Annotated in this window: 15 protein-coding genes and 1 tRNA gene; 7 read left to right on the top strand and 9 right to left on the bottom strand. The window is 60.2% G+C overall.

Going from position 1 to position 18,373, the window contains the following annotated elements:
* Positions 1–5: 5 nt before the first annotated feature.
* The 3 genes from DRET_RS04530 to DRET_RS04520 all read left to right on the top strand — a co-directional run bounded on the left by DRET_RS04530 (position 6) and on the right by DRET_RS04520 (position 2,071).
* Positions 6–452, top strand: coding sequence for a LexA family protein (locus DRET_RS04530; RefSeq protein ID WP_015751348.1), 447 nt, complete (start codon positions 6–8; stop codon positions 450–452).
* 11 nt (positions 453–463) lie between these two features.
* Positions 464–1,777, top strand: coding sequence for a Y-family DNA polymerase (locus DRET_RS04525; RefSeq protein ID WP_015751347.1), 1,314 nt, complete (start codon positions 464–466; stop codon positions 1,775–1,777).
* Positions 1,778–1,891: 114 nt separating this feature from the next.
* Positions 1,892–2,071 (top strand): hypothetical protein, encoded by a 180-nt coding sequence (locus DRET_RS04520; protein ID WP_015751346.1) that lies wholly within the window; start codon positions 1,892–1,894, stop codon positions 2,069–2,071.
* Between the two features lie 145 nt (positions 2,072–2,216).
* Here the strand turns inward: DRET_RS04520 and DRET_RS04515 are convergent, their stop codons facing one another.
* From DRET_RS04515 to DRET_RS04505, 3 genes are all read right to left on the bottom strand, one after another.
* A complete protein-coding gene (locus DRET_RS04515; RefSeq protein ID WP_015751345.1) occupies positions 2,217–2,771 on the bottom strand; it encodes a 4Fe-4S dicluster domain-containing protein in 555 nt (184 codons plus the stop codon).
* An 88-nt stretch (positions 2,772–2,859) separates the two neighbouring features.
* Positions 2,860–4,995, bottom strand: coding sequence for a molybdopterin-containing oxidoreductase family protein (locus tag DRET_RS04510; protein ID WP_015751344.1), 2,136 nt, complete (start codon positions 4,993–4,995; stop codon positions 2,860–2,862).
* 61 nt (positions 4,996–5,056) lie between these two features.
* On the bottom strand, positions 5,057–5,878 hold the full coding sequence (locus DRET_RS04505) for an HPP family protein (RefSeq protein WP_015751343.1): 822 nt from the start codon (positions 5,876–5,878) through the stop codon (positions 5,057–5,059).
* Between the two features lie 544 nt (positions 5,879–6,422).
* Here DRET_RS04505 and ettA point away from each other — a divergent pair.
* Both ettA and mutY read left to right on the top strand, forming a co-directional pair.
* Positions 6,423–8,105: an energy-dependent translational throttle protein EttA gene (gene ettA, locus DRET_RS04500; protein ID WP_015751342.1), complete on the top strand. Its 1,683-nt coding sequence runs from the start codon at positions 6,423–6,425 to the stop codon at positions 8,103–8,105.
* A gap of 85 nt (positions 8,106–8,190) precedes the next feature.
* Positions 8,191–9,312 (top strand): A/G-specific adenine glycosylase, encoded by a 1,122-nt coding sequence (gene mutY / locus DRET_RS04495; protein ID WP_015751341.1) that lies wholly within the window; start codon positions 8,191–8,193, stop codon positions 9,310–9,312.
* Between the two features lie 117 nt (positions 9,313–9,429).
* On the opposite strand, the gene DRET_RS04490 is transcribed toward mutY, so the two are convergent.
* The 3 genes from DRET_RS04490 to DRET_RS12905 all read right to left on the bottom strand — a co-directional run bounded on the left by DRET_RS04490 (position 9,430) and on the right by DRET_RS12905 (position 12,405).
* Entirely contained in the window at positions 9,430–10,350 is a 921-nt protein-coding gene (locus tag DRET_RS04490; RefSeq protein ID WP_015751340.1) for a tyrosine recombinase XerC, read from the bottom strand.
* A gap of 95 nt (positions 10,351–10,445) precedes the next feature.
* Positions 10,446–11,633, bottom strand: coding sequence for a DNA-processing protein DprA (gene dprA / locus DRET_RS04485; protein WP_015751339.1), 1,188 nt, complete (start codon positions 11,631–11,633; stop codon positions 10,446–10,448).
* Positions 11,620–12,405, bottom strand: coding sequence for a tetratricopeptide repeat protein (locus DRET_RS12905; protein ID WP_015751338.1), 786 nt, complete (start codon positions 12,403–12,405; stop codon positions 11,620–11,622). The genes dprA and DRET_RS12905 overlap by 14 nt, the downstream gene beginning before the upstream one ends.
* A 107-nt stretch (positions 12,406–12,512) precedes the next feature.
* Here DRET_RS12905 and DRET_RS04475 point away from each other — a divergent pair, with 107 nt between their 5' ends.
* Entirely contained in the window at positions 12,513–13,487 is a 975-nt protein-coding gene (locus tag DRET_RS04475; protein ID WP_015751337.1) for a hypothetical protein, read from the top strand.
* Between the two features lie 129 nt (positions 13,488–13,616).
* Here DRET_RS04475 and DRET_RS04470 read toward each other — a convergent pair whose 3' ends face one another.
* Entirely contained in the window at positions 13,617–15,107 is a 1,491-nt protein-coding gene (locus DRET_RS04470) for an HD domain-containing phosphohydrolase (protein WP_015751336.1), read from the bottom strand.
* Between the two features lie 189 nt (positions 15,108–15,296).
* Between DRET_RS04470 and DRET_RS04465 the strand changes: the two genes are divergently transcribed.
* Positions 15,297–15,374: transfer RNA gene (locus DRET_RS04465), tRNA-Pro, on the top strand.
* A gap of 131 nt (positions 15,375–15,505) precedes the next feature.
* Here the strand turns inward: DRET_RS04465 and DRET_RS04460 are convergent.
* On the bottom strand, positions 15,506–15,667 hold the full coding sequence (locus tag DRET_RS04460; RefSeq protein WP_041282289.1) for a rubredoxin: 162 nt from the start codon (positions 15,665–15,667) through the stop codon (positions 15,506–15,508).
* A 21-nt stretch (positions 15,668–15,688) separates the two neighbouring features.
* Positions 15,689–17,890 carry a RelA/SpoT family protein gene (locus DRET_RS04455; protein ID WP_015751334.1) on the bottom strand — a complete coding sequence of 734 codons (2,202 nt, stop codon included), beginning with the start codon at positions 17,888–17,890 and terminating at the stop codon, positions 15,689–15,691.
* Positions 17,891–18,373: the final 483 nt, after the last annotated feature.

Below are 18,373 nucleotides of genomic sequence, written 5' to 3'. Positions count from 1 at the left end.
CCACTATGAACAGCCTCGCCACAGGACACGTTCAGATTCTCGGCCCCGCGCCGCTTGTTCAAAAAGAGCAACAAACTCCCTTGTACACGGCCCGCGTCCCCGCCGGATTTCCCTCTCCAGCCGACGACCACCTGGATCGGCCCCTGGATCTCCACGAATACCTGATCTCCAACGAGGCTGCGACATTCATGGTCCGGGTCAGCGGCGATTCCATGTCCGGGGCCGGCATCCTTGATGGCGACATCCTGGTCGTTGACCGCTCTCTGTCCCCCCGCACCGGGCATATTGTCGTGGCCGTGCTCGACGGCGAACTCACAGTCAAACGCCTCACTCGGCGCGGGGAGCAATGGCGCTTGGAAGCGGCCCATGATGGCTATCCACCCTTGACGGTGCGCCCGGAGCAGGAATTTCTGGTCTGGGGCGTGGTCGCCGGCGTAGTCCGGCGGCTGTGAAAGGCGGCGCCATGTCCAGCACCCAAACTTTTTTCCCGTCCAACGCCCCCCGCGGCATGGTCTATGCCCTGGTGGACTGCAACAATTTCTATGTCTCCTGCGAACGGGTCTTTGCTCCCCGCCTGCAAGGCAGACCGGTGGTCGTCTTGTCCAATAACGACGGCTGCATCATCGCTCGCTCCGAGGAGGCCAAGACGCTGGGCATCGCCATGGGCGAGCCGTTTCACAAGCGTGAACCTTTCCTGCGCCGGGAGGGCGTAAACGTCTTTTCCTCCAACTACCCCCTCTACGGCGACATGTCCGCCCGGGTCATGGAGGCCCTCTCGCGGTTCACCCCGCACCAGGAAATTTACTCCATCGATGAATGTTTTCTCGGTTTCGTCCCGGCCCCGGACGCCGACCTGCTCTGCACAGCCCGGCATATCAGGGAAACGGTCCGGCAATGGACGGGCATCCCGGTCTCCGTCGGACTGGCCCCGACCAAGACATTGGCCAAAATCGCCAACCGGTGCGCCAAAAAAGACCCGGCCAGCAAAAACGTTTGCCTGCTTGGGGACACCACAACCATCGAGCAAACCCTGGCCCGGACCGACGTCGAAGACATCTGGGGCATCGGCCGCCGCTACGCCCGTTTTCTGCACACTCGCGGCGTGGACACCGGACTGGACCTTGTGCGCATGCCCCGGGACTGGGTGCGTAACCACCTGACCGTGGTCGGGTTGCAGACCGTGCTCGAACTGGACCGCCAACCCTGCTTTGTCCTGGAAACCACGCCCGCCCCGGCGAAAAGCATCGTCTGTTCGCGTTCTTTTGGTCGCCGCATCCGGGACAAACAGGCTCTCGGTGAAGCGCTCGCCCGCCATATCCAACGGGCCGCCGAACGGTTGCGCGCCAAGGGGCTCCTGGCCCACACCGTCCGCGTTGCCCTGGAGACGAACCGTTTCCAACCCGGCCCCCAATACGCCGCCCGGCGCTGTCAGACCTTGTTGCACCCCACTGACGCCACCCCGGCGCTGCACAAGGCCGCCCAGGGCCTGCTCGACGTCCTGTACCGTTCCGGCTTCGCCTACCAGAAAATCGGGGTCACCCTCCTCGAACTGGTTCCCCACAACCACCGCCAAGCCTCGCTCTTTCCGCCCGCAGCGGCCGAAACCGGCCGGCAACGCGACCTCATGCGCACCGTGGACCACCTGAACACCGTCTACGGTCGCGACACCGTGACCTGGGCCGCCTCAGGACTGGGCCCCCAACAATGGCATATGCGCCAGAATCATGTTTCGCCCCGGTACACCACGGCTTGGGACGAATTGCCCTGCGTGGGCTGATCCCGGTACGATTTGACAACGCGCCCGGCCTCGGCTTTACTGCCTCGCACCGTTGGGCCGCGCCGTATACCGGCAGTGGCGCCCCTTCCCCAACCCCCAGTCAAGGAGATCGGCGTGCAAGAGCGGACCTTCCAACTTCTCGGCCTGCTCGGTTTTATTCTCTCCGGCATGTTTTTTACCGCCGCCGGGATCAAAAGCGGTGACCTGCTGACCCTGGGTGGCAGCCTGGTCTGGATTCTGGCCTGTCTGATCTGGCTCATCCCGGTCCTGCGCGACAAGGACCAGGAGCGCTGATCCACTCGTGCGACCACGCACGACGGCAGGACCCAAGGCCGGGTCCTGCCGTCGTGAATGGACTACTTCTGTCCTCTCGGGAATGTCAGGGCCAGGATGGGGCCTGAATTCCTTCACGCTTGACTGCCCTTTTTCCCCACCCCCGTTAGGGCGCCCCCACATAGAGCATATTCTGGGCGCTGAGTTTCTTGAACACCTGCTTGCCCGAGGCCTCGGCCCGCATCGCGAGAATCTCTTTTTCACCGAACTCGATCGCCCCGGTCAGGCAGACCTCGGCGCAGACCGGCTGTTCGCCGCGGTGGATACGCTCAAAGCAGAGATCACATTTGTGCGCCTTGTTCGTTGCAGCATCGAACTGGATCACCCCGTAGGGGCACGCCTCCAGGCAGGCCCGGCTCCCGGCGCACTTGTCCGGATCGATGCGCACGATTCCGGTCTGCACATCTTTGCTGATCGCCTCCTCTTTGCAAGCCTTGATGCACGGGGCGTTTTTGCAATGTTGGCAGGGCACGACCCAGGAGCGGACCCGCAGGTCGGGGTAGGTTCCCTCCCGCCGGCTCTCGACCCGGAGATAGGAAGCCAGGCTCCCCGGCAGGGCCGTGGCATGATCGACCAGATTGTGGGCATTGCGGCAGGCCACAATACAGGTCTTGCACCCGATACACCGGTCCAGATCTATCATCAAACTGAGTTGTTTCACGGCTCGGTCCTCCTTTGCAGACCATGTACGCGCCGGCACGCTCTGCTCTGAACGCCGGGTCTGCACGTTTGTATCCAACGGCCGCGTCTCACCCTTTGACCAGCTGCACCCGGGTCGAGACATGGGATTCACCACCAATGACATCCTGCCAGGAAAGGGTCTCCCCGGCATCCGGGATGAGCAGATTGTCCGAAACCCCTGCGCCGAGCACGGCCACCCGTCCCATCTGGGAGCCAAAGCCGTGGTGCAGTCCGATGCAGTCCGGCCGGATACGCTCCGTCAGCTTCACACTGGTCCGGACCTCGCCCGAGCGCGAAATCAGCTTGACCCGGTCGCCCTCCGCCAAGCCAAGCCGCTCGGCGGTGTTGGTATTGACCAGGGCCATGTTCTCCTGCAGACCGCTGACAGGATCCCGGAGTTGGGGGTTGTTGTGGGTCCATTGACCGGAGCCCTGGTGGAAGATGCTGCGGTAGGAAATGAGCACAAAGGGATAGGTCTCGGCGTCCACGGTGTATTCCGGCGCCAGATCCGGCCGGGGCCAAGCCTGGCCGGCAACCTCGAGATCCTCCCAATACAGCTGGACTTTCTTTGAAGGCGTCCCAAAGCCCCCGGCCTCTTTGTATTTACGAAAGCCCATCGTCCCCGGAGACCAGACGCCACCCATGTCCTGCAAGGCGCGCACGGAAAGACCGACCCCGGCCAATTGCCGGTCGTAGTAGTCGATATCGTTTGCAAAGGCGAAGTACTCCGGACACAACCGTTTGCCCCATTCGATAAAGACCTCGTTGGAATGCCGGCACTGCCCGGGAGCTTCGACTACGGGCTGGCGCAGGACGACGCCGTGGCCGTAATTGTACCACCACGGCATGTACAACAACTCCCAGCGCTCGAAGTAACTCGTGTCCGGCAGGACATAATCGGCGTACCGGGAGGTTTCCGAGTGCATGATCTCGTAGCTGACGAGCAGTTCGAGCTTGTAGCGCCCGTTGTCTTTGAGGGTCACTGCCTGACGCCAGGCCTCCTGCCCCATCTCGGTCAAAGCGGGATTGGCCTCGGAATTGATGAGAATTTTCAGGCTGTCGTTCTTGATAGCCTGGGCCTGGTACCAGGTCGGTTCCATGATAAAGGAATACTTGCCAAAGACGTCCCGGTCCGGGCCGGTGCGGTGGAAACCGAGTTCCGCCAGATCCGGCGGAGTCGGCACCGGCTCCACCGCGGCCAACGGTGTCACATCCGGCATGGGCTGGCCGCCCGGATTGTCGACATTTCCGGTCAAGGCCAAAAAGATGGTCCAAACGTGGCCGAAATCAAGGGCCTGGCCGAGCATGATCCCCTTGAAACTGTCGATACCCACTGAAGGAGCCTTGGCGCACATCTCCGCCAATTTCTTGATGTCTGAAGCCGGAACATCGCACAGCGCGCTCATGGCCTTCGGGGTTTTGTCCTTGACGTAGTCCTTGAGCCGCTGCAGATCGCCCTCCCGGACCCAGTGCTGAACGAAATCCTCGTCATAGAGCTTCTTGTCCAGAATATGGTGGATCATGCCCAAAAAGAGGGCGGTATCCCCGGAAGGACGGATCGGGATCCACCAGTCCGCCTTGGAAGCGTCCTGGGTGAAAAATGGATCCACGACCACCAGTTTGGCCCCCCGTTCCCGGGCATCCAGAATGTCCTGGGGCACCGCCGCATTATCCAGTCCGCCGAAGGCATGCCGCCCCACGAGCAACATCACGCCGCCCTTGGGAACGGTATAAAACGCGGGCGGGATATGGTGATTGGGCACACCACCGAAGGTCTTGATAAAGGCGACGATCTTGGCTGAATCGCAATGTGGCAGTGCGGTATTGATGAAACCGCCGTAGGCATTGAGAAACCGCCATTTGGGATCAGTGATGGAATGGGGGAAAAAGCTGGCGGTCAATTTGTGGGCCTGACCGCGATCGCGCAGATCAGCCATGGCGTCCCCGATCTCCTCGATGGCCTGCTCCCAGGAAATGGGCGTGAATCGCCCCTCACCCCGTTCACCGGTGCGTTTCAATGGCTGGGTCAGCCGGTCTGGGCTGTATTGCAGGGAGACACCGGCCATCCCCTTGACGCAGGCCTTGCCCCGGGCGCGAGGGTTGCCCCGGATCTCCTTGACCCGGCCGTTTTCGACCCGGGCCAAAATGGCGCACTCCGCTTTGCACTGATAACACGCCGTGGGTATCCAACCATCATGTTGCATAAATCCTCCCCCTTCTGTCTCCCCAGCCGACCGTGCCCTGACGACGGCTCCGGAAGACACGTCACTTGTTGCGCCCCTGTGGAGTCTGCCCCTGCCCGGGGGAGGCGCAGGCGGACGGCGATTCCGGCGCCTCCTGCCGACGGACATACCGGGCAGCAAAAAAATGCGAGATCCCTAAAACGAGCAATCCCAGCACCATAAGCCCCAGGCCGACCCCATACACCGTCTCGTTGACCACCTTGAAACACATGAGCAGCGCCGCAGTGCAACACAACACAGTTCCGGCGCTGTCCAGCCGCCCCATGGGCAGGCGGAGCCATCCCTTGACGCCGCCCTCTTCTGGCACCGGACATTCAAACCAGACCCGGTTCCAGGCTACGGCAAAGACAACCGCCAGCACTCCGCCCCAAGCCATATGCAGCGGCAACACGAGCCCTGATGCGGGCAGGGGCAAAATGGCCGGGATGGCGGCAGTAGCGGCGGCCGGCGGATGATCAGCGTCCAAAACCTGCATAAACGCGCTGGCCAGGAGCACGGCCAGACCGAGTTTGACCGAGGCCACAAAACGGGCCTCGCCCAGCATGAGAGTCCCCAGATAACACCCCACCAACCCCCCGATGGTAGCCACGCAATGTCCGACAATGACCGCCTTGGGTCTGGCCACCCTCAGGTAGACGCACGTGGCGCCGATAAAACAGGTTGCCGCCAGAGGGGGAAAGAGAACCCCGATCTGAAACAGCCGCGAGCAGACGCCGATCAGAAACAGCAGCAGCCCGCCCCCGAGCGACCCCCAAAGGATTCTGGACAGGGAAATGACCCCGGGCCGGTAGACATCGGCCTGGAATTCGCGCCGCGCCGGGCGCAGCAAACGGATCTCGATCATTGGGCCCCCTTTATTCGTCCCGACCGTGCAGCAGCCAACCACACACAAGCCCCCCATCCGAGATGGTCTCAGCCACTATTTGCCGAATTGAGGCCACCAATTCACGAATGACGACAGGGGAACTCAGGATAGAAAATTACTCTAATGCCGGGAGGGAAACAAGAGGGGGGAGCGTATTTCGGGGACAGAAAGGAAAAAAAAAATCGTCCCGGGTCTCGGGGGGAATCCCCCTGTCCCGGGACACGAGGGGCATGACCAGGGACGAGAGTTTCGTTAGACAGGCGGGCCGCAAATCTGTACCGTGCCGTGCTGGTCTTCCCTCGGGCGGACGAGGATACCATTCCGACCCGAGGCACCACGTAACAGGTCGATGAAAATCTCCCAATGGCAAAAAAGCTACAATACGTTCAATCCCTTACGCATGAGTGCGTACACTGCGACCTTGAACTTTTGTCGCCGTCCCTTGGGATTTGTGAGCGGCCTGCGTTATAAGGAATTTTCCCCACATTCAGCTAAACCGCCACCCCTGCGTGGAGACACGAGTATGAGTGACGAACCGAACAAAGTAATCTATTCCATGGTCCGCGTGAGCAAATACCACAACCGCCGCGCGGTCCTGCAGGACATCTCCCTGTCCTTTTTCTATGGCGCCAAGATCGGTGTCCTGGGACTCAACGGCTCGGGCAAGAGTTCACTTTTGCGCATCATGGCCGGCGTGGACACCGACTACAACGGCGAAATCGTGGCTTCGCCCGGCTACAGTATCGGTTTTCTGGAACAAGAGCCCCAGCTCGACCCGGACAAGACCGTACGCGAAGTGGTCGAGGAAGGCGTGGCCGAGACCGCAGCTCTGCTCAACGAATTCAACGAGATCAACGCCCGTTTCGCCGAACCCATGTCCGACGACGCAATGCAGAAGTTGATTGAGCGTCAGGGCGAAGTCCAGGAACTTTTGGACGCCCACGACGCCTGGGATCTGGAATCACGGCTGGAAATGGCCATGGACGCCCTGCGGTGTCCCGACGGCCAGAACCCGGTGAACATCCTCTCCGGCGGGGAGAAGCGCCGGGTCGCCCTGTGCCGATTGCTGCTGCAAAAGCCGGACATCCTGCTTTTGGATGAACCGACCAACCATCTCGACGCCGAGTCCGTGGCCTGGCTGGAGCACCACCTCCAGCAATACGAAGGTACGGTCATCGCTGTGACCCACGACCGGTATTTCCTGGACAACGTGGCCGGCTGGATTCTGGAATTGGATCGTGGCCGGGGCATCCCCTGGCAGGGCAACTATTCCTCCTGGCTGGAACAAAAACAGCACCGCCTGGCCCAGGAAGAAAAACAGGAAACCGCCCGCCAAAAAACCTTGCAGCACGAATTGGAATGGATCCGCATGTCCCCCAAGGGCAAGCGCTCCAAATCCAAGGCCCGGATCAGTGCCTACGAGAGTCTGCGCAACCAGGGCCCGCCGGAAAAGGTCAAAGAGATGGAACTCTACATCCCGCCCGGACCCCGTTTGGGCGATGTGGTCATCGAGGCCGACCACGTCCGCAAGGGTTACGAGGACCGCCTTTTGATCGAGGATATGAGTTTTCTCCTGCCTCCTGGCGGCATCGTCGGGGTCATCGGCCCTAACGGCGCTGGCAAGTCGACCCTGTTCGATCTCATCACCGGGCGCGAGGAGCCTGATGACGGCCGCATCCGCCTCGGCGACACGGTCCAGCTCGCTTATGTCGACCAGGAGCGCGAGACTCTGGACCCGGAAAAAACGGTCTGGGAAATGGTCTCCGACGGCTTCGACACCATTCGCCTCGGCGGCCGGGATATCAATTCCCGGGCCTATGTCGGCAAATTCAACTTCACCGGCGGCGATCAACAGAAAAAGGTTGGGGTGCTTTCCGGCGGAGAGCGCAACCGGGTCCACCTGGCCCTGATGCTCAAGCAGGAGGCCAATGTCCTGCTCTTGGACGAGCCGACCAACGATCTGGACGTGAACACCATGCGCACCCTGGAAGAAGGGTTGGAGCACTTCGCTGGTTGCGCCATGATCATTTCCCACGACCGCTGGTTTCTGGACCGCGTGGCCACGCACATCCTGGCCTTCGAGGGAGACAGTCAGGTCGTCTGGCGCGAGGGCAACTACTCCGAATACGAACAGGACCGGCGCAAACGGCTGGGCAAAGACGCGGAGATCCCCCGGCGCATCCGCTACCGCCGCCTGACGCGGTAAACCGCGCGCCACATATCCCCCTACAGGGCGGGCCACAAACGGCCCGCCCTGCTTTGCCGCGCCCACCCCAACCAGTACCCGAGCTATGCCCCAACTCCCCGACACAAGCCGCGAGTTTCAAGACCAACTCCTGGAGTGGTTCGCTGCCCACCAGCGGGATCTGCCCTGGCGTCGCACCTATGCCCCGTATGCGGTCTGGATATCGGAGATCATGCTCCAGCAGACCCAGATGGACCGCGCCGTGGGCTATTTCCAGCGCTGGATGGAGCGCTTTCCGGACATTGCCAGCGTGGCCGCGGCCAGCGAAGACGAAATCCTGACCTATTGGGAAGGCCTCGGCTACTACAGTCGGGCCCGGAATATCCACAAGGCCGCGCAGACCCTGGTCCGCGAGCACGACGGCGTCTTCCCCCGCACCCGAAAAGCCTTGCTGGCCCTGCCGGGAATCGGCCCCTATACTGCCGGGGCCATCCTCAGCATCGGTTTCGGGCAGGACGAGCCGGCGGTGGACGCCAATGTGGAACGCATCCTGGCCCGCCTGACAGATATCGACACCCCGGTCAAAACCAAACCGGCCCAGGAGGCCATCCACACTGCGGCCCGAGACTTACTCCCCCCTGGACGCTGCCGGGAATTCAACCAGGCCCTCATGGAACTTGGTGCTCTGGTCTGTCGGGCGCGCGCCCCGCGATGCCCGAACTGTCCTGTGGCCCCGTTTTGCGAGGCCCGCCGGCTGGGCATCACCGATCAGCGGCCGGTACCCGGCAAACGCCCGGTTATCACCCCCCTGGAAATCGTGACTGGCGTCCTGGTCCACCGGGGACGGCTTTTTATCCAGAAACGGCGCAGCGATTCGGTCTGGGCCAATCTCTGGGAGTTCCCTGGGGGGCGGGTTGAACCCGAGGAAACGCCGGAAAACGCCGTGGTGCGAGAATTTTGGGAAGAAACCGAATTCGCGGTCAAAGCGGCAGACAAAATCACCGTCATCCGCCACGGGTACACGACCTATAAAGTCACCTTGCACTGTTTTTTCTGCACGCTGGAAAACAGCAGCAATTCCCTGCCCGAACCGGTTCTGCACGCCGCCCAAGAGGCGCTCTGGACGCCCCCGGATCGGCTGCACGAATTCGCATTTCCCGCCGCTCACCGTAAGCTCATCGACACCATCCAGCGCGACCTGCGTTTGCAGACCCTGCTTGGCGGGTAAGATAATCCACTCCCAGCCGGACTCACTACAGACACGCCCGCACCAATTGCCCCCCTGTGCAATACGGCAAAAGCTGGCTGTCTTTCGCATGGGCGCGGCTGAGCGCTGAAAAATCGACTACTCGTTTTTCTTGGCTTTGGGATGGGCCTGGTCGTAGGTCTGCATGATCCCGTCCAGGCTGAGGTGGGTGTAGCGTTGGGTGGTGCTCAGGCGAGAATGGCCCAGCAGTTCCTGTACGGAACGCAGATCCGCCCCTGAACGCAACAGATGGGTGGCAAAACTGTGCCGCAGGACGTGAGGACTGATCTCCTCGGGCAGACCGGCGGTTTGGGAGAGGCGAGCGAGGATGCGATTGGCTTCCCGCCGTTGCAGTCGTTTCCCCCGCAACCCCAGAAAAAGGGCAGGTTCCTGCGGGTCGACAACAAAAGCCCGCCGCTGCTCAAGGTAACGCCGCAGCCGGGACTGTCCCGGTTCAGTCAACGGCGCCAACCGCTCTTTTCCCCCTTTGCCCACGACCCGGACCACGCCCCGACCCGGTTCGATATCATCGATGTCGAGTTGGAGGGCCTCGCTGATCCGCAGCCCGGACCCGTACAACAATTCGGCCAGGGCGAGATCGCGACACCCTTTGGGGTCGTTGGGCAGGTGGGTGTCCATCAACTCCAGGGCCTGCTCAACGGTCAGGACCTTGGGGTGGCGGACTTCCTGCTTGGGGTTGGCCACGCTGTGAGCGGGGTTCGTGTCCACCCATTGCCGTTGCAAACAGAACCGGAAAAAACGGCGCACAGCGGAAAGCTTCCGACTGACACTGCTGCGCCGCAGGCCCTGACGGTGCAGATCCGCGGCAAACCCCTGGACCGCCTCACGGTCGATCTGCTGCGGCCGGTCCATATCAAGACCACGCCGGCGCAAAACCGCCTCAAATTGTTCCAGATCTCGGCGGTAGGCCCGAACCGTCGCCGGGGAAGCCCCACGCTGTCCGTCAAGATAGGCCAAAAAGGTTTCCACCGTCTCCGGCAACCTCGACTGCTCCGACATACCCAGTTGCCTCCTGCGTTCTGCAATCAATGGGCTTCCCGAACCGCTGCCACCCTGCCGGCCCAATCAGGACGGCAAGGACTCTCAGCGGTCAGTTACCCCTTTGCAACCCGGACCCCGGGGGCGAGCGCATAATACATCCCGGGCAGTTTCTCCACAACCTCTTGCATTTCCAGCATAAGCAGAGCGTGGTTGATGGCCTGACTGCTGTCTGCAAGTTCACGCAGGAAAACATCCACATGGACTCGATCTTCCTCGCTCAGACGGGCAACTACGGCATTTTCCAAAGCTGATCCTCCGCGCCATGTCAGCTCCGAGGCAGAGCGATCCTGCGGGGGGTCCAGGGGCAAAGCCCCCGGACGCGGGCTGGTCACCGAGACCATCGGTCCCAAATCCTGGACAATGTCCTCGGCGTTGCGCACCAGTCGCGCTCCGTCGCGCAGCAGGGCATGCCCTCCGGCAAATCCGGATTCCAAGACTGAGCCGGGCACCACAAAGACCTCCCGGTCCTGTTCCAGGGCCAATTGGGCCGTGATAAGACTGCCGCTTTGCAGCGCTGCTTCAACCACGACCACCGCCAGACTGAGTCCGCTGATGATGCGGTTGCGGCGCGGAAAATTTTTCGGCTCTGGGGGCGTCCCCGGTGCAAATTCCGAAATCAGGCACCCGTGGGCCGCGACCTCCTGCCACAGTTGGTGCTGCCGAGCCGGATAGACGATGTCCAGGCCGGTGCCCATGACCGCCACACTGCTGCCGACTCCGTTCAATGCGCCGGTATGGGCGTGGGAATCGATGCCCTGGGCGAAGCCGGAGACCACAGTAATCCCCGCCTGGGCCAGATCAGCGGCCAGCGCCCTGGCGACCTTTTTGCCGTAGCGCGAACATTGTCGGGAACCGACCATAGCCACGCATGGGGCATGGAGCAGACTGGTATCCCCGTAGGCGTAGACAAAGGGTGGGGCGGCCTCGATTTCCCGTAACCGAACGGGATACTGGTCCTCACTCCACAAGACGACCCGCATTTCCTGTCGCCGGGCCGCATCCCATTCCCGCCGCGCCTCCTGTTCCCATTTCCGGGAGGTGAAGGCCGCGACCGCCTGGGGACGCATCCAGTCCCACTGCCCCCAATGCGCAGCGTCGGCCACTGCCCGGCGAGCCGATCCGTAGGCATCGAACAACCGGCGCTGGGTTTTCGGTCCCAGGCCTGGCGTGTAGCGCAGGGCAAGACAGGCCCACAATTCTTCAGCCCGCTCTGAGGGGGCCAAGGATTCAGGAGCGGCCATCGCAGGACCCCTCGGCCAATTTTTTTCTGGCCAACGTTGCGATACGCGGCGGTGGGTCGGTTCGCAACAGACATTGCAAACTCAGACGGCCCTTGTCGTTTTGGCCGAGTTCAAAGCGGGCATAGCCGATCTTGAGCAACATCGCTGGCGCCTTGTGCGAATCAGGTCTGCGCTGGAGCGCGTCGTTCCAGATCGCGATGGCCTTGGTGTAGGCCTGCTGGCTGTACCAGGTCTCACCGAGCCAATACCGGGCGTTGGAAGCCAGGGAGTGGTCTGCATAGTGATTCAGAAACGTCCGCAACCGTTCGCGAGCCGCTTGCGGTTGCTCAGCGTGCAGCAGGTGCAGGGCCGAGCGATATACCGCTTGCGGGGACTCCACATTCTTTGGAAGAGAGCTCTCGGTCCCGCACGGTGGTGGAGAGGGCAGCGGGGACGTGGAACGGGCCGTCTGATTCGCCTCCGCCGCTTTTCCCTTGTCTTCACGCCCCAAGCTGTCAGCGCGACGAAAAGACCGATTGACTGGAAAGCGCTGCACAGGGGGCAGTGCGATGGTGCTGTTGGATGCGGACTCCATTTCAGACTGGGCGACAGTTTGCTCTTGCGTGGCTCCCAAACGGCCTTCACCGGAGATGACTGCCACTACCATGCCGATACACACGGCCACCGCCAGTCCACTGCATCCCCAAAACAACCGCCACAGAGGCGAAGGCCCCGTCAACGCATCTCCGGATCGCTTGCTCCGGGCTGTGTGGGTGGTATCTGTCTGCTGCATTACCTTCTTCCCTGCCCCAGGGCGGGGTTGACCGAAACCGTTTCTCCCGGCAAACTCAGCCCCTTGTACAAAAGACCTGAACCATCTCCAACCCCACCATACCGGTTATGATGACAATACAATCGAGTTTGCCCTGGCTATGGACCCTGCCCCTGACGGCGCTGGTGCTCTTCTTTCCTGCCGTGACCTTCGGCACTGCGATCTACGCTGCGGCCTTCGAGACCGCCGGGTGGGCAAAGAAAAAAACGTTTCTCAGTAAGCTGGCCCGCCAATGCCTCAATCTTTCCCTGGCCACGGGGTTGATTGCCCTGCTTCTGCCCGGGGCGATCCTGGCTGCGATGCTGAGTCTGTATCCCCTGCAGTTTCCTTGGCCGGCAATCTGGCCCCTGTCACCCTATTACGCCTTGGCGGTATTGGTGACCTGCCTCGGTCTGGTGCTGTTGGTGCTGGCCAGTGTCAGTTGGAAGGCCTGTCGCAAAGCACGCTGGTTGCGCATCCTGCTTTGCGGCCTGGGCGGTGTCCACCTTGCGGCCGGTTTGTACACTGCCGGCAATGCGGTGCTCCTGGAAAGGACAGCTGCCGTCCCTATGGCCGGCGGCTCAGTGTGGCTGGAACCTTTTTACGCCCATTTTCCCTTGCTCGCCGGGGGCAGCGGCCTTCTTCTCGCCGCTATTGGACTTGGCGGAGCCGGCAGTCTCGGACTGGTCTATCTTGTGTGGCGCCGCAACAAAGACGATTTCGGCCGCGACTATTACCGCTACGCCCTGCCCCGGCTTGTCCCCGGCACCCTGTTTTTGCCCCTTCAACTCGCAGGCATTTTTCTTATACTGCTCGCCTTTTCCGAGGATCCAGTCCGGGTGATGCAAAGCCCCTTTGTGGTAAGCAGCGCCGGAACAGGGCTTGGGCTCTGTCTTTTGGCCATTGCACTAGCCTGGCGAGTGCGACTGAGCCAGACGCCCATGCGCCACAAACCGTCCATGATCACCACGTCGCTGCTGACCTGGCTCAGTCTCGTGGCCTTTCTGTCGGCTGGTGTAGCCGCTTTCTGGGTACCGCTGGCTTCTTTTCTGGGGTTTGGCTGACCTGCCCCCGATCTTCCCGCCCGTTCTAAATACCGAAACGCAGCGAGCCCTGTTGCGGTCTCGTTATCTGCGCAAACCGCGCGGCAGAGCTTGTCTCGCGCCGCTGCGTTGTCTGGTGGTTCCGGGGAACTAGGCGATCCCGTTCCCATTGCCGTTGGAAAGATAACGCAGCCAGTGCTGCACCAACTCTTCGTCCCACTGACTGCCCGCGTTTTGTTCCAAAATGGAAACGACCTTTTCCTGGGATAAAGAGTTGCGGTAGGCCCGATCCGAGGTCATAGCCTCATAGCTGTCGACCACACTGACCAGCCGGGCGAGAAACGGGATTTCGTCTCCTGAAAGACCGTTAGGATACCCCTGCCCGTCCACGCGTTCGTGGTGGTGAAAAATAATGGGCAGGACCTCCTGGAGTGTCCCCACCTGAGACAAAATGGAATAGCCCACTTCGGGATGGCGTTTCATGACCCCGTATTCATCAGACGTCAATCCGGATGGCTTGTTCAAAATCCGGTCCGGGATGCCGATCTTGCCGATATCGTGCAAGAGTCCGGCAGTGTGGAGTTGATCGAGTTCTTCGCGCCCAAGGCCGATCACTTGCCCGAGTTCCACAGCGTACTGGGCGACACGATCGGAATGGCCCCGGGTATAGATGTCCTTGGCCTCCACGGCCTGGGCATAAGAGCGGATGACTTCCAGGTTCATCTGGCGCATCCGGCCATAGAGTTTGGCGTTGACGATGGAAGAACTCGTCTGGGAGGCAAAGACTGTCAAAAGCTGGAGGTCATCGAGGGTATAGAGATTGGTGTCCTGGCCGTCGCGGAGCAGGGTGACCACTCCGGTTGGCCCTTGCTGCGTCAGCAAGGGGGCGGCCATGATGGAATAGGGCAGGACATCCTCGTTCCACACCCCCTTGAGTTCTGTGTCCACACGCAAGAGATATTTGTCAGCCAATTTTGGCTCACGGGCGTCGAGCACATGCAGGGCGAGCCGGCGGCACAAGGAAAGCACTCGGGGGTCCTCGCGCCACAGCCCCCCGGATTCGGTCTTGAGTTCAAGCTCGCCGGCGTCATTTTTGAGAAACAGGCCCACCCCCTGAGGGGCGAAGTTGCGTTCCAGGTGAAACAAGAATTCTTTGAGCAGGGAGGGCAAATCGAGTTGGCTGTTGATATCCCGGCTCAACTTCAGCAAGCGCACCAGATTGCTCAGATTGTGCCGTTCCTTGCGGTCTCGCCGCTCCTGGAGCACCTTCTCCACCTTGAGCAGCAGGTGACTGATATTGAAAGGCTTGGGCAGATAGTCCGCCGCCCCCAACTTCATGCTCTCCACAGCGGTCTCAATGGTCCCGTACCCGGTCATGATCAGAAAATCGACGTCGATCTGTTCCTGACGGATGCGCTGCAAGAGCTCCATGCCGTTGAGTTCCGGCATCCGCAGATCGGAAACCACCAGATCGACCATCTCCGTATCGCCGTACAGGACCTGCAAAGCCTCTCGACCCTGTTTGGCCTGGATAACCTTGTAGCCGGCATCTTCAAGGGCATCCTGGCAAATATCCCGAAGACTTTCTTCATCATCGACAACGAGCACGGTCTCGCGGTCGAGCTGCTGCCCCATTTCCATGCAATCGCCTCGCTCAAGCTTGTCGTGTCAGGCCGTTGAAATCCTCTTCAGTGGGCCCGGAGGCGAAGAGGCGGCCCCATACTTAGGCACCGGTTGTAGAAGAAAGCGGGCCTTTGCGCAACTCGCGGAAAGCGAAAAAAATACTTGCATTCCAAGCCCACAATGTATATGTATTACTGCTTGACGCGACGGGATGTGGCTCAGCTTGGCTAGAGCGCTGCGTTCGGGACGCAGAGGCCGCAGGTTCGAATCCTGCCATCCCGACCATGAAAAAGTACGGGTTACGGCATATGCCGTAACCCGTTTTTATTTGTGTGCCTATGGAAATGGAGAGTAAACGGGGCGGCTGAAGCTCCACTGCTTGCTCTCCATTTTTTGGCCGTAAACGGCCTGGAATACTAATCGTCCAGACGCTCGAAATATTCCTTTTCCGCTCCGCATACAGGGCAGACCCATTCCTCGGGCAATTCCGCAAACGGGGTACCGGCCTCGATCCCCCGTTCGTAATCGCCCTCTTCAGGGTCATATATATAGCCGCAGGGACATTCGTAGCGCGCCATTGTCGTACTCATAAGGACTCCTTAGTGTTCCGGGTTGCTGCGTTGACCGGGTAATGATTTTTCCTGGCGACTTTTCCGCACCACTTCAACTACTGCCGGAATCCGGCTGATGGCGTCAATAGTCTTGTACAGATGGTCCGTGTCCTGGACCTGGACCGTGAGCACGACCTCGGAATTGCCATCGACATCGGAACGAAAGTGGCCGGAATCAATATTGACTTGCCGCTCGGTCAAAAGGGCCGTGATCGATTGGAGCACGCCCATTTCATTGCGGCACAGCATCTGGATTGTAGCCGGAAAGGAATCCTGTTTTTCCCCTTCCCAGGTGACGTTGAGCAGCCGTTCCGGTTCCAACCCCTGCACATTGCTACAGTCCGATTTGTGGACCGTAACGCCCCGTCCACGGCTGATATACCCGACAATGGGATCGCCGGGCAGTGGCTGGCAACACTGGGCAAAGCGGACCAGGACATCGTCGACGCCTTTGATGTTCACCCCTTCCTGACGGGCCTTCCCCTCGGTTTTCCGCGGCGCTTCCTTGTCTTCCTTCTTGCCCCGCTGCCGTTCCGGTGTTTCTTCAGCCACCGGTTTGGGCAGAAAGCGGTTCAAAATCTGCCTGGGCGTGAGCTTGGCGTAGCCCACGGCGGAAAGCAGATCGTCAACACTGCGAAAAGAATACTCTTCCGCCACCGGTTCGAGGCTGCGCTCCTTCATCAATTTTTTGAAATTGACCCCGATACGCCGCCCTTCCTTTTCCAGCATCTCCTTGGCCAGAGCAATGGACCGCGACCGCTCTTCGGTGCGGATCCAATGCTTGATGCGTGTGCGGGCTTTGGCCGTCTTGACGAATTTGAGCCAGTCCCGGCTGGGGGAACGCTTTTCGTCGGTGATGATTTCAACAGTATCACCGTTTTTCAGAGCCGTGTCTAAAGGGACCAGCTTGCCGTTGACCTTGGCGCCGGCGCAATGATTGCCGACCTCGGTGTGGATCATGTACGCAAAATCGACTGGGGTCGCTTCATCCGGGAGTTCCCGAACCTCACCGCGTGGCGTGAAGACGTACACCTCGTCCTGAAAAAGATCGAAGCGGAGCGAGGCCATGAATTCCCGGGGGTCCTTGAGCTCCTTCTGCCAGTCCAGTATCTGCCGCAACCAGCGGAACCGGTCCGCATCCCGTTCGCTGAGATTGGACCCGTCCTTATATTTCCAGTGCGCCGCGATACCGTATTCATTGATTTCGTGCATCTCCTCAGTGCGGATCTGGATCTCGATCCGCTCGCCGTCAGGGCCTATGACCGTCGTATGCAGGCTCTGATACATATTGGCCTTGGGCATGGAGATGTAATCCTTGAACCGCCCTGGTACCGGCTTCCAGATCGAGTGGATCAGCCCCAAGACAGCATAACAATCCCGGACCGATTTCAGGATGACCCGGAAGGCCACCAGATCGTGGACCTGATCGAGGGAAAGCCCCTGGCGCTGCATCTTGTGGAAAATGGAATACAAATGCTTCTGCCGCCCCGAGACTCGGCCGGGAATGGAATTCTCGTCCAAGATAGACTGAATAAGTCCGGTCACCCGCTCAATATATTGCTGCCCCAGGGTCTGATGCTGCTCCACACCAGACTTGATCTGGTAATACACGTCGGGCCGCAGGTACTGAAAACTGATGTCCTCCAATTGCACTTTGACCCGGTACAAACCGAGTCGGTTCGCCAAAGGGGCATAAATCTCCATAGTTTCCTGGGAAATCAGCCGCTGTTTGATCCCCTTCTGATGCTGCAGGGTTCGCATATTATGCAAACGGTCAGCCAGTTTGACGATAATGACCCGGATGTCTTCGGCCATGGCCAGAATCATCTTCCGGATATTTTCCGCCTGGGCCTCCTCTTTGGACGTAAACCGGACTTTCCCGATCTTGGTCACCCCTTCGACAATCTGGGCGACCTCCTCACCGAACTGCTCTTCAAGATCACTGACGTTGGACTGCGTGTCCTCGAGCGTGTCGTGGAGGAGGCCAGCGGCAATGGTCGGGGCATCCAACCGCAGTTCCGCCAGGATGTGGGCCACTTCAAGGGGATGGGACAGATAGGGTTCTCCGGACAACCGCCGTTGTCCGGCATGGGCCGAGGCAGAAAAGACATAGGCCTTTTGGATCAGGGCCTGTTCAGATTTCGGCAGATAGGCCGAAACTTTTTCCAGAATATCGTTGATGCGTATCATACGGGCGAAACTCGTCTGTCAGCGGGAAAAATTGAAGAATACAGAGATATGAGGAAGTTGATCGCAGGGGACAAAAAAATGCACATGGTTGCCTTTTTCCAATGCAATCTGATATCGTAGACAAGTATGTGCAACACAAGCTCGGGCCATGAAAAACTCATCCTCAAAAAAACCGAGAGGATACCCCAAAAGTGCCATTTTTCGGCGTAAAATTTGCACTTAACCAGCTGGGATTTCTGACCGCGTTGCCACCATACCCCCATGACCTCGAAAAAAGGAAGCGGACGACGTCCCGGCGCAGAAGAGGTGGCGGTCACCGGGCTGGCCGCCCCCAGCGGATGAGCCCAAGCATTGCGTCAACCTGAAATTGTACACAAGTCGCCGGGGACAATCCAGCACGGACCAACCGCCCCGCGCATCGGAAGAGAAAGGCGAAATTCCGTCCAAGGCTTGCCAATCTTTTCCTCTTTCGCTATATATATC

The organism is Desulfohalobium retbaense DSM 5692, assembly GCF_000024325.1.
Classification (GTDB): Bacteria; Desulfobacterota; Desulfovibrionia; order Desulfovibrionales; family Desulfohalobiaceae; genus Desulfohalobium; species Desulfohalobium retbaense.
Note: the sequence above shows the minus strand (reverse complement) of the source record. Positions and strands in the feature narration are given on the sequence as shown.

What these genes read in the sequence shown, in the direction of transcription:
- DRET_RS04530 (WP_015751348.1), top strand. Translation starts at nt 6, where the DNA reads ATGAACAGCCTCGCCACAGGACACGTTCAGATTCTCGGCCCCGCGCCG.
- DRET_RS04525 (WP_015751347.1), top strand. Translation starts at nt 464, where the DNA reads ATGTCCAGCACCCAAACTTTTTTCCCGTCCAACGCCCCCCGCGGCATG.
- DRET_RS04510 (WP_015751344.1), bottom strand. Translation starts at nt 4,995, where the DNA reads ATGCAACATGATGGTTGGATACCCACGGCGTGTTATCAGTGCAAAGCG.
- DRET_RS04505 (WP_015751343.1), bottom strand. Translation starts at nt 5,878, where the DNA reads ATGATCGAGATCCGTTTGCTGCGCCCGGCGCGGCGCGAATTCCAGGCC.
- ettA (WP_015751342.1), top strand. Translation starts at nt 6,423, where the DNA reads ATGAGTGACGAACCGAACAAAGTAATCTATTCCATGGTCCGCGTGAGC.
- mutY (WP_015751341.1), top strand. Translation starts at nt 8,191, where the DNA reads ATGCCCCAACTCCCCGACACAAGCCGCGAGTTTCAAGACCAACTCCTG.
- DRET_RS04490 (WP_015751340.1), bottom strand. Translation starts at nt 10,350, where the DNA reads ATGTCGGAGCAGTCGAGGTTGCCGGAGACGGTGGAAACCTTTTTGGCC.
- dprA (WP_015751339.1), bottom strand. Translation starts at nt 11,633, where the DNA reads ATGGCCGCTCCTGAATCCTTGGCCCCCTCAGAGCGGGCTGAAGAATTG.
- DRET_RS12905 (WP_015751338.1), bottom strand. Translation starts at nt 12,405, where the DNA reads ATGCAGCAGACAGATACCACCCACACAGCCCGGAGCAAGCGATCCGGA.
- DRET_RS04475 (WP_015751337.1), top strand. Translation starts at nt 12,513, where the DNA reads ATGATGACAATACAATCGAGTTTGCCCTGGCTATGGACCCTGCCCCTG.
- DRET_RS04470 (WP_015751336.1), bottom strand. Translation starts at nt 15,107, where the DNA reads ATGGAAATGGGGCAGCAGCTCGACCGCGAGACCGTGCTCGTTGTCGAT.
- DRET_RS04460 (WP_041282289.1), bottom strand. Translation starts at nt 15,667, where the DNA reads ATGGCGCGCTACGAATGTCCCTGCGGCTATATATATGACCCTGAAGAG.
- DRET_RS04455 (WP_015751334.1), bottom strand. Translation starts at nt 17,890, where the DNA reads ATGATACGCATCAACGATATTCTGGAAAAAGTTTCGGCCTATCTGCCG.